Below are 16,023 nucleotides of genomic sequence, written 5' to 3' on the forward strand. Positions count from 1 at the left end.
TGAGTTGCCTCCGGCACGTATCGTGAGTGGTTGCGGACCGTACGCATGCAGAACGGGACGTATGGCGAACGGAATTGAGCAGCCGGACGGCCGGGGGAGGCATCGTGGAGGAATATGCGGGGCGGGTGCTCGCCGACCGCTATCGCCTGCCGCTGCCGACGTCCGATGAGTTCGAACAGTCCGAGACCCGGGCCTTCGATACGTACAGCGGGCAGGAAGTTCTGGTCAGGCAGGTGCCGTTGCCCGAAGTCGTCGAGGCCGAGGTGCTGGACGCGGACGGGCTGCCGGACGGTTTCGTGGCGCGGGACGGGCGTCGGGCCCGAAGCGCTGCCACGCGGTCCGCGGCAACCCGTCGGCCCAGCGATCCGACCGTACGGCGGGCCATAGAGGCCGCGCAGGCCGCTGCGTCCATCCCTGATCACCCACGGCTCGACCAGGTCTTCGACGTGTTCGCGCAGGGTGGCTCGTTGTGGATAGTGAGTGAACTGGTCCCGGCCAGGTCACTGGAGTCGCTGCTCGCCGAGAAGCCGCTGACGCCGTACCGCGCGGCCGAGGTCGCCGCCGACGTCCTCATGGCCCTGCGGGTGCTGCACGCCCACGGCTGGGTGCACCGCAACATCACCGAGCGCACGGTGCTCGTCTGCGACGACGGGCGCGTGATGCTCACCGGGCTGGCGGCCGGGGCGGCCGAAGAGGCGCTGTGCGGATACGACCCGGTACCCGGCAGGCATACGCCGGAGGTGGCTGGGGCACCGGAGGACGCGAAGCCCGCAGGGGGCGCGAGCACGGCTGTTGGCGTTCCGGGGGCTGGTGGCCGCAGTGGTGCCGGGCCTTCCGGTGGGGGCGGGGGATACGGGGTCGTCGGGGGTACGTTCGCTGGGAGTTCCGGGGCTGATGCCGAGGCTGCCCGGCGTGCCGCCATCGAGGCACGGACCGGCGCTGGTTCGGCGGGCGGGCGCGGCGGGGGCGGGGGGTACGGGCAGTCACCGGCTTCGTCGGCGGGTGGGCCTGGCGTGGTGAGGCCGCAGGGACTGACCGGCGGTGGGACTGGTGGTCAGGGTCGTCCCGACGGGGGTCACGGCGTCGTCGGGGGCACGTTCGGCGGGAGTTCCGGGGCTGATGCCGAGGCTGCCCGGCGTGCCGCCATCGAGGCGCGGACCGGTGGCGGGGTGCCCGGGGCCGGTGTCGAGGCGAGCAACTCAGGCTCCGCTGGGGGCGAGCGGCGGGCGTTGGAGACCGGGGGGGACATCCGGGCGGCGCGGGCCGGGGCGATCGCCGCGTATCGGGCCGGAGCCCGTGCCGCGGCCCGGGTCCAGGAGGCCGAGCAGAGCGGGCGCACCGCGCTGCCCGGCGCCAGGCCTCCGATCGAGGCGGCCGGTGACACCGGTGGCGGCGCGTACGGCACCGGTGTGGAGCGCGGTCCGGCCACTCCGCCGCCGGGGCAGATCGCCGACCCCTACGGCGTGCGCAACCCGACCGCCTGGACCGGTGGGGCAGCCCCCGCGACCGGGGTTGCTGGGCTCGGGCCACAGGCCGGGCACACCGGACAGGCGCGGACCGCTCTGTCCGCCGGAGGAAGCGGCGCCGCGACGAGCGGGGTCGCCGACAGCATTCCGCAGCAGCAGCAGCAGCCCCGGCCGCCCGGTCACGCACACCCGCACGCTCACCCTCAGGACCAGCCTCTGCCGGAGGACCGCACCCCCGGCCGGCCCCCGGGCCGTTGGGACGGCACGGCCGTCGCCGATGCCCCCAGGCGTGGACCCGCCACCGCGCTGGCCGCAGAGCGGGCGCGGCAGGCGCGGATGTCTGTCGTCGGGGCGGTGACCGAGCGTTGGGCGCCTGAGCAGGCCGGGCCCGTGCACGAGAACTGGCAGCTGGCCGCGCCCATCGGTCCCGCGACCGACCTGTGGGCGCTCGGCGCGCTGCTCTTCAGGGCCGTACAGGGGCATGCGCCCTACCCCGAGGAGTCGACGGCCGAGCTGGTGCAGCTGGTGTGTGCCGAGCCGCCCGCCTTCGCGGAGGAGTGCGGGCCGCTCAGGCCCGTCGTGGAGTCGCTGCTGCGTCAGGACCCCACCGAGCGGCTCGACTTCGAGGAGCTGAACGGCTGGCTGCGCTCCCTCGTCCGCTCGGCGCCGGAGCCGGAGGCAGGTGCGCACGTCGTCGCCGCGCCGCCCACCGATCCGCGTCGGCTGCCGATCGTGCGGCGCCGGGGCGAGCTGGTGCGCAGGCGCCGGGCAGGGCTGCCCGCGACCGGTCCGCACGGCCGGCACAAGCGGGCCAGGCAGGAGCAGCGGGCGCCGCGCAGACTGGGCCGCAACCTGCTCCTTCTGATACTGCTCGTGCTGGTCGCGGCGATCGCGTACGCCATGTACTTCATGCCGAAGGCCGGCAGCGACGGGGAGCGGACGGGTTCCGCCGGGGAGGTCAGTGCCGCGCCGGAGCAGTCGGCCGACACCCCGGACGCGAGCAGCGAACCGCGGCCCGAACAGACCTCGCCCAGTGACGGGAAGGGCAACAGCGCTTCCCCGTCGGCCAATTCGTCTTCGTCTCCGTCCTCGTCCTCGTCCGAGACACCGCCTGACACCGGGCCCGATGCCGCCGCCGGTTTCACCGTGCGCACCGACCCCGCTGGCTTCCGCGTAGCCGTCGCCAATGGCTGGGACCGGGCAGGGAAGAACGGGCGCGGGCAAGTCGTGTACTCGCACGGCTCGTTCCAGCTCATCGTCGTACCGGGCCGGGACACCACCAAGGCGTACGGCGCCGATCCGATGACGTACCAGCGGGAGCGGGAGTACGAGTTGCAGCCGTTCCGCGACTCGACCTGGGCCACGTCCAGCGGGATGCGGACCATCGAGGTGGGCGGACGGACCATGGCCGAGGGGCAGTTCACCTGGCAGAACGGCTCCGGCAGCGAGGTGTTCGTACGCAATCTCGCGATCGTCGTCGACGGGCGGTACCACGTGGTTCAGCTGCGCGGGCCGGAGGCCGAGCGGGACGAGGTGACCCGCCTGTACGAGCAGGCGGCGGCGACCTATCAGCCCACCGGCTGACCATGGGGTCCGGCCCGGCGGGCAGAACCGTCACAGTGCTGTCCCCGTAGGGCCCCCTGCGGTTTCCTCCGGCGAGGGCGCTACTTAGTCTTGCCCCTGTCAACACCATTGCGGGGAAACGTGAATCAGATGCAGAGCCAGCTCCTCGCGGGCCGCTACCGGCTCGTCGACGTCATCGGCAGCGGTGGCATGGGCCGGGTGTGGCGTGCGCACGACGAGCTGCTGCACCGTGCCGTCGCCGTCAAGGAGTTGACGGCCGCACTGTATGTGTCCGACAGCGAGAAGGCCGTTCTGCTCGCCCGTACCCGGGCCGAGGCGCGCGCGGCGGCGCGGATCAACCACTCAGCCGTCGTCACCCTGCACGACGTGCTCGACCATGACGGCCGGCCGTGGATCGTGATGGAGCTCGTCGAGGGCAACTCGCTGGCCGACGAGGTCAAGGACGTCGGCCGCGTCGAGCCGCGTGAGGCTGCCAGGATCGGTCTGTGGGTGCTGCGCGCGCTGACCGCCGCGCACGCAGCCGGCGTACTGCACCGGGACGTCAAGCCCGGCAACGTCCTCCTCTCCCAGGACGGCCGGGTCCTGCTCACCGACTTCGGCATAGCCCAGGTCGAGGGGGACACCACCATCACCCGTACGGGAGAGATCGTCGGGTCGGTCGACTATCTCGCCCCGGAACGGCTGCGCGGCGAGGACCCCGGACCGTCCTCCGACCTGTGGGCGCTCGGCGCCACGCTGTACACGGCCGTCGAGGGCCGGTCCCCGTTCCGCCGCACCTCCCCGCTGACCACCATGCAGGCGGTAGTCGAGGACGAGCCGGCCGAGCCGCGGTACGCCGGTCCGCTCGGGCCCGTCATCACGGCGCTGCTCCTCAAGGATCCCGCCGTACGGCCCGGAGCGGCCGAGGCCGAGCAGATGCTCGCGGAGGCGGCGGAGGGGCGACGGCCCCGCGCGGCCCAGCAGTATGTGCCGACACAGCACGTCGGATCGGTGCGTTCGCCCGCGGAGGGGGAGGTCGGGACCTTCCGGATAGCCGGGGCGGCAGCGGCGGTCGGCTCCGCCACGGCGCAGCAGGGGACGGTCGTCGGCCATCCCGCCCCGGGCCGGCCGCGCCGCCGGGGTCGCGTGATCGCCCTCGTCGCCGCGCTGGTCGTGCTCGTCGTCGGTGGATGCGGAGCGGTCGCGCTGCATCAGTGGAACCAGGGGTCGTGGATGGTCGGTTCCGCCGCCCCGGCCGCTCCGTCCGCCGCTGCCTCCGCTTCAGCCGCGCCTTCCGCCACTGCCGGCGCTCCCTCGGTGCCGAAGGGCTGGGTGCGTGTCGACGATCCGGCCGGTTTCAGCCTCCTGCTGCCCGAGGGGTGGACGCGGAAGGAGGAGAACGGCCAGATCGACTACTCGCCCGACGGCGGCGAGCACTTCCTGCGTATCGCCATCGACGAGTCCCCGGACTTCGACGACCCCTACCAGCACCAACTCGACCTGGAAAAGCAGCTCAAGCGGCTCAGCGAGTACCGAAGGGTGACCCTGGGGGCGAACGTCTACCGCGACCGCAAGGGCGCACTCTGGGACTTCACCTGGACCGCCCTGGCCAAGGACTCGGAGTTCCCGGGGCCGAGGCGGGCGATCGAGCAGGCGTATCTCGGCCGGGACGGAGCCGAGTACGTGATCTACATGTCCGCACCGGCGGCCGACTGGGCGACCGCGAGCGAGCAGTTCACAACGGCGCTGCGAGGATGGCGGCCGAACTCCGGCTGACCGCCCCCTGCCTCGTGCGCCTGGTACGGCGGTTGTCGGTCATCCGCCGCTGACCGTCCCGGAGTCCCGTCGTCCGGTGCGGCATGATGAGGCGCATGGGGACAGAGGGGGAGAGCTTCCGACTGATCGCCGGGCGATACCGCCTGGAGGCGAGGCTCGGCCGGGGCGGTATGGGCGTCGTCTGGCGGGCGACCGACCAACTGCTCGAACGGCGGGTCGCGGTCAAGGAGCTGACGCAGGACACCTCCCTCGCGACGGACGAGGCCCGGCTGCGGCGCGACCGCACCCTGCGCGAGGCGCGTGCGGTCGCCCAGTTGAACCACCCGCACATCATCGTGGTGCACGATGTCGTCGAGGACGACGAACGCCCGTACATCGTCATGGAGTTGATCGACGGAGGGTCGCTCGCCGACCGGATCTCCCGGAGTGGCCCCGTCGACGCCGACGAGGCCGCCCGGATCGGTATCGCCCTGCTCGGCGCGCTGGGCACCGCCCATGCCGCCGGTGTCCTGCACCGGGACGTGAAGCCGGCGAACGTGCTCCTGGAGGACGGCACCGACCGGATCGTCCTCACCGACTTCGGCATCGCCCAGGTCGCGGGCGCGACGACGCTCACCGAGACCGGCTCCTTCGTCGGCTCGCCCGAGTACACCGCGCCCGAGCGGATGGCGGGGGTCAGAACCGGGCCGGAGTCCGACCTGTGGTCGCTCGGCGCGCTGCTCTGCACGGCCCTGAGCGGTGAATCACCCTTCCGGCGGGACTCGTTGGGCGGCATCCTGCACGCCGTCGTGATCGACGAGGTGAGGCCTCCGGCGCAGGCCGCGCCGCTCCTTCCCGTCGTAAGGGGCCTCCTGGAACGCGATCCCGAGCGGCGCCTCGACGCGGCGGAGGCGGAACGGATGCTGCGGGCGTTCCGGGCGACCGGGCGTACGCCGAAACTGTCGGCCGCGTACACGCCGGGCCGGCAGCACCCCCAGCGGCGCGAGGAAACCGGCAGCCGTGAGTCGACGCCGACGGTCTCCCTCCGCAAGGCTTCCTCCCGTACGGCGGAGCCGCCGCCGAGGCCCTCGGGGCGGGCCGTGCTCATCGCGGCGGTGCTGGTCGCGGCGCTGGCCGGGGCGGGGGTGTCAGCGGCGGCGCTGTTGATGAACTCGGGGGACGACGGGGGCGGTAGGCCGAGGAACACGGCGACAGCGACGGCGACGGTGTCGGGGGCGACGGGGGTGTCGCCCAGCAGGACGGGGGTGGCGCCCGGTACGGCCGAGGGGTCCCCCGGCACGTCGACGGTGTCGCCCGGTGCGACGGAGGGATCGCCGGGCACTGCCGGGCCGTCGCCTTCCTCCCCGACCGCTCCCTCCGGCTACCGTCTCGCTCACGACCCGCGTGGTTTCTCGCTCGCCGTTCCGGACGGCTTCACGCGTTCCGAGCAGCAGGAGCGTGTCTTCTATCTGTCGCCGGGGGAGACCTTCCGCCTCGGGATCAAGATTCTCGCCCCCCAACCGGGCGGCCCACTGGCGGTGATGAAGCGGGCGGACGTCAACGGGGCCTCCGCCAACCCCGGTTACCGCGACGGGCGCGTCACGGAGACCGTGCATGCCCAACAGGTCGCCGCACTGTGGGAGTTCACATGGGACGGCTTCAGTGCGGCCGAGGGACCACGGCACACCTATGACCTGTGCTGGGAGGAGGGCGGGCGGATGTACGACGTGTGGGTGTCGGCGCCCGTCGGCAAGGTGCGGGAGGCGAAGGAGTATTTCGATGTCGCCCTGGACACCTTCGTCACGGGCGGCTGACCGGAAAGCGGCGGAAAGCCGCGGGAAAGCGACGAGGCGGCGATTTCAGAGACGGACAGCCGCCCTGACAAGTCCCCTTTTCCCGGTCCTGCCCACCCGCAGGGCGAATCCGCCGCCGGGCCGGGAAACCGCCTTGGCGTACCAGAGCCCGCTCCGGCGCCACCACTTGGCCGCACCCAGCCGCTTCGGTAGCTGCGGCAAAGGCAACACCCTTTCCCCGAGCCGGAGTTCACCGCTCCACACGCCCGGACCCAGTTCGGCGACGGGCACGTGAACGGTGAACTGCTCGCCGTGCGGGGGCCGTACGGCGGTGAAGACCGCCGTGGCACCGGCTTCGTCCTCGTTGCGCAGGTGCACGGTCAGCGCCCCACGCGGGCACGCGCCGAGCGTGCAGCGGCCGGTGATCAGCAGTTCGGTGGGCCGCCCCGCGTGCCAGCGGACGTCCCCGAAGGCGATCCGCTTGAGCACCGGGTGCTTCCGCTCACCGAGGTCGAGCGTGTAGTTGCCGTACGGGACGGTGGTGTAGAGGGTGACGGCCCGCCGGCCGCGAACGGTCTCCGTGATCCGTACGTCGGGACGGCCCGGCAGCCGGTCGGCCCGGCTGCTGCCTATGCGCACCTCGCGCGTGAGCCCCTGGGCGCCGACGGCCAGGGAGATGTCCCACAGGCCGTCGTCGAGGGGCGATCCGTCGGCGACGGAGTCGATGTCGAAGGCGGCCTCGAACCCGGCCCTCTCGTACGAGTACTGCCCCTCGTCCTCCTCGGCGCCGAGGCACGGGGACGCGGTGTGGGTGACGGGCAGCCGGTACTCCGTTCCCGACTCCCGCTCGCGCAGGACGAGTTCGGTGGTGACGTCGTGCGTCTCCACCCGGCGCAGATACGCGTGCCCGGCCAACCGCACCCAGGTGCCCCGCAGTTCGGCTCGCGAGACGTGATGACGTATCTCTGTTTCGTGCTGTCTCAGAGAATTCGTTTCGGGCACGGTCATCGTCACGTTCTCCAAACAGTGCGAAATGTGAAGTGCGAATGCGTGCGCCGTTATCGGTCACGGGTGGCGACTGGCTCGTGAAGATACCGTGACCTGATCGTGTCTTCAAGGTAAGAGGGCCGTGATCATCCTGCTCAACGGGGTGAGCCGGGTCACCCTTGAATCCCGCTTTGTTCCGCCTGTGAGCAGGCTGAATGCGAACTCTGCTAAAACGTCGGCATGGACATGGGTACCGGCGTGGGCAACGAGCTGTTCGGGCGCGCGCACGCCCGGCAGCGCTGGGCGGCGCGCGGTGCGCTCGGAGCCGCCGGGCTGGCGGTGCTGCTGCCGATCGGATACGCGGGCATGGGCAGCCTGCTGCTCGCGGTGGTCGGCGTGGGCGGGGCCGTGCTCACGGCCTCCGGACTGTGGTGGGCGCTCGCCCGCCGCGGCCTCGTGCGGGGCGTGGGGGCGCTGCTCGCCGTCGCCACCCCCATCGCCGTCGTCGCCCTCTTCGCCGCCGCCAACCTGCTGGGGCCGGCCCTCGCCTCCCTCGCCCTCTGGGTCGCCGCCGTCTGGGCCGGAAAGTTCGCGCTGAGCAGCACCAGATCCCATGTCCTGCCGGTCCTCGAGTACGAGTCGCCCGCGCCCCTGCGGCCCTTCCTCCTCATGAACCCGCGCTCCGGCGACGGAAAGGTCGAGCGTTTCAGGCTGCGTGAGAAGGCGGAGCGGCTCGGCGCCCGCGTCCACCTGATCGACCCCGCCAAACCCGAGCCCGAGGATGTCGTCGCCCTGGCCCGGGAGGCGGTCGCGGCGGGTGCGGATCTCCTCGGCGTGGCCGGCGGCGACGGCACCCAGGCCCTCGTCGCGGGCGTCGCCGCCGAACACGGCCTGCCCTTCCTGGTCGTGTCCGCCGGTACGCGCAACCACTTCGCCATGGACCTCGGCCTCGACCGCGACGACCCCGCCGCCTGCCTCGACGCCCTCACGGCCGCGGGCGGGGTGGAGCTGAAGGTGGACCTGGGCTTCCTCGACAGCGGCACCGGCGGCTCGGACGACGGCGGTACGGCGGGCAGCCGCCCCTTCGTCAACAACGCCTCCTTCGGTGCGTACGCGTCGATCGTGCAGAGCCCCGCCTACCGTGGCGACAAGGTCGGCACCACCCTGGGGCTGCTGCCCGAGCTGCTCACCTTCGAGCGCGGCCCGACACTGACCGCCCGGGCGTATCCGTACGGGCGGACGCAGCCGGGGGAGACGGTCATCCACGCGCCGCAGGCAGTCCTGGTCAGCAACAACCGGTACCGCATGGACGACCTCGTCGGCCTCGGCCGCCGCGAACGCCTGGACGCCGGTGTCCTCGGCGTGCTCGGCATCAAGGTCGAGGACGCGGCCCAGGCCGCCGAACTGCTGCTCGGCCGGTACGCCACCGGCATGACCGTCGTCACCGCCCACGAGGTCGTCATCGACGCAGACCTGCCCGAGATCGAGGTCGGCCTCGACGGCGAGGCCCTCGTCCTGCCCACCCCCGTCCGCTGCCGTGTCGAACCGGGCGCCCTGCGCGTCCGTGTCCCCCGGAACCGGCCCGGTGTGCCCGCTCCGACGCCCCCCATGGACTGGCGGCGGCTGCGCAAACTGGCGGCGACGGTCGGACGTACGGCGCTGCCCCGCCGTACGACGGACGCCCTGAACCGGCGTCGACAAGCGTCGGGCCCGCAGGGTAGGGATGGGACATGAGCAACAGCGGGGACGTCGGCGCGCATGAGGACGGGGGGAACCGGAACGGGGGAAGCAGGGGCGGCGAGGGGCGGCTGGTCGGTGGCCGGTACCGGCTGACCGAACGCATCGGCTCCGGCGGCATGGGCACCGTGTGGCGGGCCCGGGACGAACTCGTCGAACGCGAGGTCGCCGTCAAGCAGCCGAGGCTGCCCGGGGACCCGCAGGACGCCGCCCACCAGCGGATCGCCCACCGTCTCCACCGGGAGGTACGGGCCGCCGCGCGCGTCGACCATCCCTCGGCCGTCTCCGTCCACGATGTCGTCGTCGAGGACGGACTCCCCTGGATCGTCATGGAGTTGGTGCGCGGCGAGTCCCTGCACGAGGTGCTCCAGCGCGGCGCCATCGAGCCCGCCGAGTCCGCGCGCATCGGCCTCGCGGTGGTCGGCGCGCTGCGCGCCGCGCACTCCGTCGGGATCGTCCACCGGGACGTGAAACCCGCCAATGTGCTGCTCGGGCAGCACGGCCGGGTCGTCCTCACCGACTTCGGCATCGCGCACATCATGGGCGAGGAATCCCTCACGATGAGCGGGGAGTTCGTCGGCTCCCTGGAGTTCATCGCACCCGAGCGGATGTCCGGCCGGGGCGCCGGACCGCCCTCCGACCTGTGGTCGCTCGGCGTGCTCCTGTACGCGGCCGTCGAGGGCTGGTCCCCCTTCCGCCGTACGACGCTGGAGTCCACGCTCGCCGCGATTCTCGCCGCCGAACCGGTCAAGACCCAACAGGCGGGCCCTCTCGGCCCGTTGCTCGTACGGATGCTGGCGAAGGACCCCGCGGACCGTCCCGACGCCGACGAGGTCACCGCGGCTCTGGAGGCGGTCGCCAAGGGACGGCCGCTGCCGATGCCGTCGGAGCACGGTGAGTTGACGAAGGCTCAGGAACCGTCCGGGGCAAGGGAGTTCGCAGGCGACGCGGGGACGGTACGGCTGAAGGGCGAGGGCGGGACACCCAAGTCCGCGTCCGGCTCGGTTTCCGCCTCCGTTTCCGCCTCGGTTTCCGGGTCCGATACGGCCGTACCCGGCACGTCGGTACCCGGGGCCTCCGTGCCCAAGCCCTCGCCCGAAACCCGCGCCGTCCCGCTGCCCGCCGGCAAGCCGCCGCGTCGCCGCCGTCGGCGCCTGGTCCTCGCGGTCCTGGCCGGTGCCGTCGTGCTCGTGGCCGCGGGCATGCTGTTCGAGGGGTCGCTCGTCGAGACCAGCGGCGAGGACGCGACGGCCGCGGTGGAGGAGCCGCGCGGCACCCCGAGCGCCGCACCCACGGAGGTTGTCCCCACCCTCGACAACTGGCTGGCCCACGACGAGAAGGACCTGAAGGCGGTCCTCGCCCTGCCCCGCCAGTACGTCCGTTTCCACCAGCAGGGCGACGCCGCCGACCAGCCCAGGATGGCGATCTACGACAACGACGAGACCATCCAGGTCCGCCTCACCCTGTGGGACAAGGCACCCCGCTCGCCCCTGGGCCAGGCGAAGGAGGCCGCCGACATCTGGTCGGGATACGGCGAGTCGACCACCAGCTACACCGACACGACCGTCGGCGGCTACGAGGCCGTCCAGGCCGACACCGCGTACGAGACCGAGGGCAGGCTCGTCCGGGTCATGCAGGTGGAGATCCTGACCGACGACGCCAGGCTGTACGAGCTGCGCGTCGACATGCCCAAGGGGACCGCGGACGAGAAGCGGGGGATGGACGTCTTCAAGGGGGCGCGCGACCGGCTCGAAATCGACAGGAACTGACTCCCGGTCGGCTCCCGGCCGAGAAAAAGTGACGCAACCCGCTGTCCGCGGCCGTATCGGGGTGGCCGCGCGATGCACAACGCGCTGATCAGCGGATTCGTTGCCAGTGGTCACTGGCGGCATGCCGCTGAGGGTCGGGACCTTGTGCGTACTCGGTGAATCCGGGTTACCCATGGGTACCCAAAGCCTCCGAGCCGTCATACCCTGCGGCTCATGACGGACTCGCAGGCCCCGGTAAAACCCGGCACCGACGCCCCCACCGGTACGAACCCCCTGGCACCCGCGCCCACAGGCGCCCGCACCGCCGCCGACGTGGTCACCCCCGAGCTGGTCGCCCAGCTCACCAAGGGTGTCGTCGGCTCAGGTCGCACCGCCAACCACACCCCGTTCACCGGCGAGAAGCTGGCCGACCTGCCCGAGTCCACCCCCGAGGACGTGGAGAAGGCGTACGAGCGGGCCCGCGTCGCCCAGGCCGTCTGGGAGCAGACCCCGGTACGGCAGCGCGCGGCCGTGCTGCTCCGCTTCCACGATCTGGTGCTGGCCCGCCAGGCAGAGGTCCTCGATCTCATCCAGCTGGAGACCGGCAAGGCCCGCCTGCACGCCCACGAGGAGGTCCAGGCCGTCGCCGTGGCCGCCCGCCACTACGGCCGCATGGCCCCCAAGTACCTGAAGCCGAAGCGGCACGCGGGCGCGATGCCCACCCTCACCAAGGTCACCGAACTGCGCCACCCGCGCGGGGTGGTCGGCCAGATCGCCCCCTGGAACTACCCGCTGGAGCTGTCGGTCGGCGACGCGATCCCGGCCTTCGTCGCGGGCAACGCCGTCGTGATGAAGCCGGACACGGAGACCTGCCTGACGGCCCTGTGGGCCCGGGACCTGCTCATCGAGGCGGGCCTGCCCGCCGATGTCTTCCAGGTCGTCCTCGGCGAGGGCCCCGTCATCGGCCCCGAGGTCGTCAGGCACGCCGACTACGTCTCCTTCACCGGCTCCACCCGGACCGGCCGTGAGGTCGCGCAGGGCGCCGCCGCGCGTCTGGTCGGGGTGTCGCTCGAACTCGGCGGCAAGAACGCCATGCTGGTCCTGGAGGACGCCGACATCGAGAAGGCGGCGGCGGGCGCGGTCCGGGCCTGCTTCTCCTCCGCCGGCCAACTCTGCATCTCCATCGAGCGGTTGTACGTCCACGAGTCGATCGCGGACGCGTTCGTCGAGCGCTTCGCGGCCCGTACGAAGGCGATGCGGCTCGGCAAGTCCCTGGCGTACGGCGCCGACATGGGCTCGCTGGTCGGCGAACGCCAGCTGGAGACGGTCACGAAGCACGTCGACGAGGCGGTCGCGAAGGGCGCGAAGGTCCTCGCGGGCGGCACGGCCCGCCCGGACATCGGCCCGTACTTCTACGAGCCGACCATCCTCGACGGCGTCGAGACCCCGATGGCCGTCTGCTCGGAGGAGACCTTCGGCCCGGTCGTCGCGATCTACCGCTTCAAGACGGACGACGAGGCGGTGACCCTCGCCAACTCCACGCCGTACGGCCTGAACGCCTCGGTCTGGACGAAGAGCGCCGCCCGTGGCCGCGCCGTCGCGGCCCGCGTGCGCTGCGGCACGGTCAACGTCAACGAGGGCTACGCGGCCGCGTACGGCAGCGTCCAGTCGCCCATGGGCGGCATGAAGGAATCCGGCCTCGGACGCCGCCACGGATCCGAGGGCATCCTCAAGTACACCGAGGCCCAGACGATCGCGCAGCAGCGCCTGCTGCCGCTGGCCCCGGCCCTGGGCATGGACGACGAGAAGTACGCGGAGTTCATGAGCAGGAGCCTCAAGGTGATGAAGGCACTGAGGCTGCGTTAGCACCGCGGCCGCGCCGGACAGGTTCTGTTCTCAACGAGGAGAGCAAGTGTCGTACGACAGCGATCACGACGACGACCACGCCTATGACTACGACGTCATCGTCGTCGGCTCCGGCTTCGGCGGCTCCGTCACCGCCCTGCGGCTGACCGAGAAGGGATACCGGGTCGGCGTACTGGAGGCGGGCCGCCGCTTCACGCGCGACACGCTCCCCAGGAACTCCTGGGACCTCAAGAACTACCTCTGGGCGCCGAGGCTCGGTATGTACGGCATCCAGCGCATCCATCTGCTGGGCAACGTGATGGTGTTGGCGGGCGCGGGTGTCGGCGGCGGTTCGCTGAACTACGCCAACACCCTCTACGTACCGCCGAAGCCGTTCTTCGAGGACCCCCAGTGGCGTGACATCACGGACTGGCAGGAGGAGCTCCGCCCGTACTACGACCAGGCCCGGCGCATGCTCGGCGTACGGCTCAACCCGACGATGACCCCGTCCGACGTCCATCTGAAGGCGGCGGCCGAGCGGATGGGCGTCGGCGACACCTTCCACATGGCGCCGGTCGGCGTGTTCTTCGGCGACGGTGAGGATGCGGAGGGGGCGGTGAAGGCGGCGCCGGGGGAGCAGGCCCCGGACCCCTACTTCGGCGGCGCCGGGCCCGCCCGCAAGGCGTGCACCGAGTGCGGTGAGTGCATGACGGGCTGCCGCCACGGCGCGAAGAACACCCTCAACGAGAACTACCTCTACCTGGCCGAGAAGGCGGGCGCGGTCGTCCACCCCCTGACGACGGTGGTGTCCGTCACGGACGACTCACGCGGCGGCCACGCGGTCGCCACGCTCCCGACGGACGCGAAGAGGAAGGGCGCGGGCCGTACGTACACAGCCCGGCGCGTGGTCCTGGCGGCCGGCACCTACGGCACCCAGACCCTCCTCCACCGGATGAAGGCGGGCGGCCAACTCCCGTACCTCTCGGACCGGTTGGGCGAGCTGACCCGTACCAACTCGGAGGCGCTGGTCGGCGCCCAGACCGACAACCGCCGTTACCGCAGGGCGACCGGCGAGGCGAAGGTCGACTTCACGCGCGGAGTTGCCATCACGTCCTCGATCCATCCGGACGAGAACACCCACATCGAACCCGTCCGCTACGGCAAGGGCTCGAACTCGATGGGCGGCCTGTCGATCCTCCAAGTCCCGTACGCGGAAGGGTCGTCGAGGGCCCTGGGCTGGCTGACGAACGCGGCCCGCCACCCTCTCCTCGTCCTCCGCTCGATCTCCAACCGCCACTGGTCGGAGCGGACCATCATCGGCCTGGTGATGCAGTCCCTGGACAACTCCCTGACCACGTATCTGAAGCCGAAGGGCGCGGGCAAAGGTCTCTTGACGGCCCGTCAGGGCCACGGCTCCCCCAACCCCAAGCAGATCAGGGCGGCGACGGAGAGCGCGTCGGCCATCGCCGCCGAGATCAACGGCTTCGCCGGCAGCAACGTGGGCGAACTGATGGGCATGCCGCTGACCGCCCACTTCCTGGGCGGCTGTCCGATCGGCGACTCGCGGCAGACGGGAGTGATCGACCCGTACCACCGCCTGTACGGCCACCCGGGCATCTCGGTGGTCGACGGCGCCGCGGTCTCCGCGAACCTGGGCGTCAACCCGTCCCTCACGATCACCGCCCAGGCCGAACGCGCGATGTCGTACTGGCCGAACAACGGCGAGGCGGACCCGCGTCCGGCCCAGGGCGCCGCGTACGAGCGTCTGCAGCCGGTCGAGCCGAAGGCGCCGGTGGTCCCGGCGGAGGCGTTCGGCGCGCTGCGACTGCCGTTCCTGGGGATGCCGACGGTAAGGCCCGCGAGCAAAGAGCGCGAGTGAAGGGCGCGAGTGAAGCAAGGGCGTAAAGGGGGGAGCGCAAAGAGGGTGGAACAAAGAGAAGGACCCGCGCCCCCCTCCGAGCGCAGGTCCTTCTCTTGTTCTTGGCGGAGGCTTACGCCTCCGTGCCCGCCTTCCGGCGGCGCATCGCGAACACCGCACCCGCACCGGCGACGACGGCGACACCGCCGACCAGGCCGATCATCGGCAGGGCCGAACTGGAGCCGGTGTTGGCGAGGTTGCCGCTCGGCAGGTCGGAGACGCTGCCCTGGGGCTTGTGGACCGGGTCCTTGGAGCCGCTGTCGCCCGGCGTGGCCGTACCCGGGTCGGGGTTCGAGGAGCCGGCCTTGAGGACCTCGAAGTCGTACTGGGCCCAGCCCTCGGCGATGCAGTCCTGGCCGTCGACGTTGTCGATGTAGGCGCCGGAGCCGAAGGAGTAGGCGTCGCCCGCGGGGGCCTGCTTGTCGATGCTGACGCGCAGGTCGACGGACTTGCTCGCCTCGGCCTTCAGCTTGTCGACGTAGAAGAAGTAGTCGCCGGCCCAGTCGTCGTTGCCGATCCGGTCCCAGTCGCCGGTCTCCGGGTTCTTGAACTCCAGGTCGACGTACGGGCTGAGGAACTTCGCCTCGTCGAACTCGTAGTTCTCGATCTCGGCGTAGAAGGCGACGCCCTCGATGTCGGCCTTCGAGTCGTTGGTGACGATCAGCTTGAAGGCGTGGAACCCGTCGCCCGCGACGATCTTGCCCGGCAGGCCCTTGATGTCGGCCGACACCTTGGCGTCGCTGTAGTCCTCGTCGAGGTCCTCGCAGAACGGGACGTCCGGGTCCGTCGGCGTCTCGCTCGGCTCGGCGGAGACCGAGGGGGAGGCGGAGACCGACGGGGAGGCGGACGTGGAGGGCGAGGCGGAGTCACTCGTGCTCGCGCTCGGCGAGGTGCTGGTCGACGGTGCGTCGGACGGCAGGCCGGTGTCGGAGGGCGTCGCCGACACGGTGTCGCTCGGGGTCTGCGAGGGAGTCCCGGTGACGGCCGTCTCGACCGGGGAGGCCGAGGGTGACTCTTCGGCGAACGCGGCGGGCGCGGACAGCAGAGTCAGCGGGGCTATGACAGCTGTCGCCGCTGCTGCGGCCATGACACGGCGAAGCTTCATGAAGACCTCGAGATCTCGGGACATCCAGGTGCGGGGCACGGGCGTGACCCCTGGTTCTGAACGTGTGACATGCGGCAGCTGTGGATGGTTGCTCTTCACTCACACA

General features: G+C 71.7%; 9 protein-coding genes. 7 read left to right on the forward strand and 2 right to left on the reverse strand.

Features of this window, described 5'->3' with window-relative positions; translation table 11 throughout:
* Positions 1-104: 104 nt before the first annotated feature.
* The 3 genes from OHN74_RS27025 (at position 105) to OHN74_RS27035 (ending at position 6,598) form a co-directional block, all read left to right on the forward strand.
* On the forward strand, positions 105-3,050 hold the full coding sequence (locus tag OHN74_RS27025) for a protein kinase domain-containing protein (RefSeq protein ID WP_327697176.1): 2,946 nt from the start codon (positions 105-107) through the stop codon (positions 3,048-3,050).
* A gap of 129 nt (positions 3,051-3,179) precedes the next feature.
* Positions 3,180-4,805, forward strand: coding sequence for a serine/threonine-protein kinase (locus OHN74_RS27030; protein ID WP_327697177.1), 1,626 nt, complete (start codon positions 3,180-3,182; stop codon positions 4,803-4,805).
* Positions 4,806-4,900: 95 nt separating this feature from the next.
* Positions 4,901-6,598 (forward strand): serine/threonine-protein kinase, encoded by a 1,698-nt coding sequence (locus OHN74_RS27035; RefSeq protein WP_327697178.1) that lies wholly within the window; start codon positions 4,901-4,903, stop codon positions 6,596-6,598.
* 45 nt (positions 6,599-6,643) lie between these two features.
* Here OHN74_RS27035 and OHN74_RS27040 read toward each other — a convergent pair whose 3' ends face one another.
* A complete protein-coding gene (locus tag OHN74_RS27040; protein ID WP_327697179.1) occupies positions 6,644-7,585 on the reverse strand; it encodes a hypothetical protein in 942 nt (313 codons plus the stop codon).
* A gap of 219 nt (positions 7,586-7,804) precedes the next feature.
* Here OHN74_RS27040 and OHN74_RS27045 point away from each other — a divergent pair, with 219 nt between their 5' ends.
* The 4 genes from OHN74_RS27045 to OHN74_RS27060 all read left to right on the forward strand — a co-directional run bounded on the left by OHN74_RS27045 (position 7,805) and on the right by OHN74_RS27060 (position 14,773).
* The gene (locus OHN74_RS27045) at positions 7,805-9,298 is read left to right on the forward strand and encodes a diacylglycerol/lipid kinase family protein (protein WP_443060454.1); all 1,494 of its coding nucleotides are present in this window, start codon (positions 7,805-7,807) and stop codon (positions 9,296-9,298) included.
* Positions 9,295-11,070 carry a serine/threonine-protein kinase gene (locus OHN74_RS27050; RefSeq protein ID WP_327697180.1) on the forward strand — a complete coding sequence of 592 codons (1,776 nt, stop codon included), beginning with the start codon at positions 9,295-9,297 and terminating at the stop codon, positions 11,068-11,070. Before OHN74_RS27045 ends, OHN74_RS27050 begins: the two co-directional genes overlap by 4 nt.
* 213 nt (positions 11,071-11,283) lie before the next feature.
* Positions 11,284-12,915 carry a succinic semialdehyde dehydrogenase gene (locus OHN74_RS27055; protein WP_327697181.1) on the forward strand — a complete coding sequence of 544 codons (1,632 nt, stop codon included), beginning with the start codon at positions 11,284-11,286 and terminating at the stop codon, positions 12,913-12,915.
* 46 nt (positions 12,916-12,961) lie between these two features.
* Entirely contained in the window at positions 12,962-14,773 is a 1,812-nt protein-coding gene (locus OHN74_RS27060) for a GMC family oxidoreductase (RefSeq protein ID WP_327697182.1), read from the forward strand.
* Positions 14,774-14,885: 112 nt separating this feature from the next.
* Here OHN74_RS27060 and OHN74_RS27065 read toward each other — a convergent pair whose 3' ends face one another.
* Complete coding sequence (locus OHN74_RS27065) at positions 14,886-15,899, reverse strand: LAETG motif-containing sortase-dependent surface protein (protein ID WP_327697183.1); 1,014 nt, start codon at positions 15,897-15,899, stop codon at positions 14,886-14,888.
* Positions 15,900-16,023 lie beyond the last annotated feature (124 nt).

The sequence above is a fragment of the Streptomyces sp. NBC_00459 genome (assembly GCF_036013955.1).
Classification (GTDB): Bacteria; Actinomycetota; Actinomycetes; order Streptomycetales; family Streptomycetaceae; genus Streptomyces.

Coding starts and splice junctions, on each gene's coding strand:
- OHN74_RS27035 (WP_327697178.1), top strand. CDS start 4,901: ATGGGGACAGAGGGGGAGAGCTTCCGACTGATCGCCGGGCGATACCGC.
- OHN74_RS27030 (WP_327697177.1), top strand. CDS start 3,180: ATGCAGAGCCAGCTCCTCGCGGGCCGCTACCGGCTCGTCGACGTCATC.
- OHN74_RS27045 (WP_443060454.1), top strand. CDS start 7,805: ATGGACATGGGTACCGGCGTGGGCAACGAGCTGTTCGGGCGCGCGCAC.
- OHN74_RS27065 (WP_327697183.1), bottom strand. CDS start 15,899: ATGGCCGCAGCAGCGGCGACAGCTGTCATAGCCCCGCTGACTCTGCTG.
- OHN74_RS27055 (WP_327697181.1), top strand. CDS start 11,284: ATGACGGACTCGCAGGCCCCGGTAAAACCCGGCACCGACGCCCCCACC.
- OHN74_RS27050 (WP_327697180.1), top strand. CDS start 9,295: ATGAGCAACAGCGGGGACGTCGGCGCGCATGAGGACGGGGGGAACCGG.
- OHN74_RS27040 (WP_327697179.1), bottom strand. CDS start 7,585: ATGACCGTGCCCGAAACGAATTCTCTGAGACAGCACGAAACAGAGATA.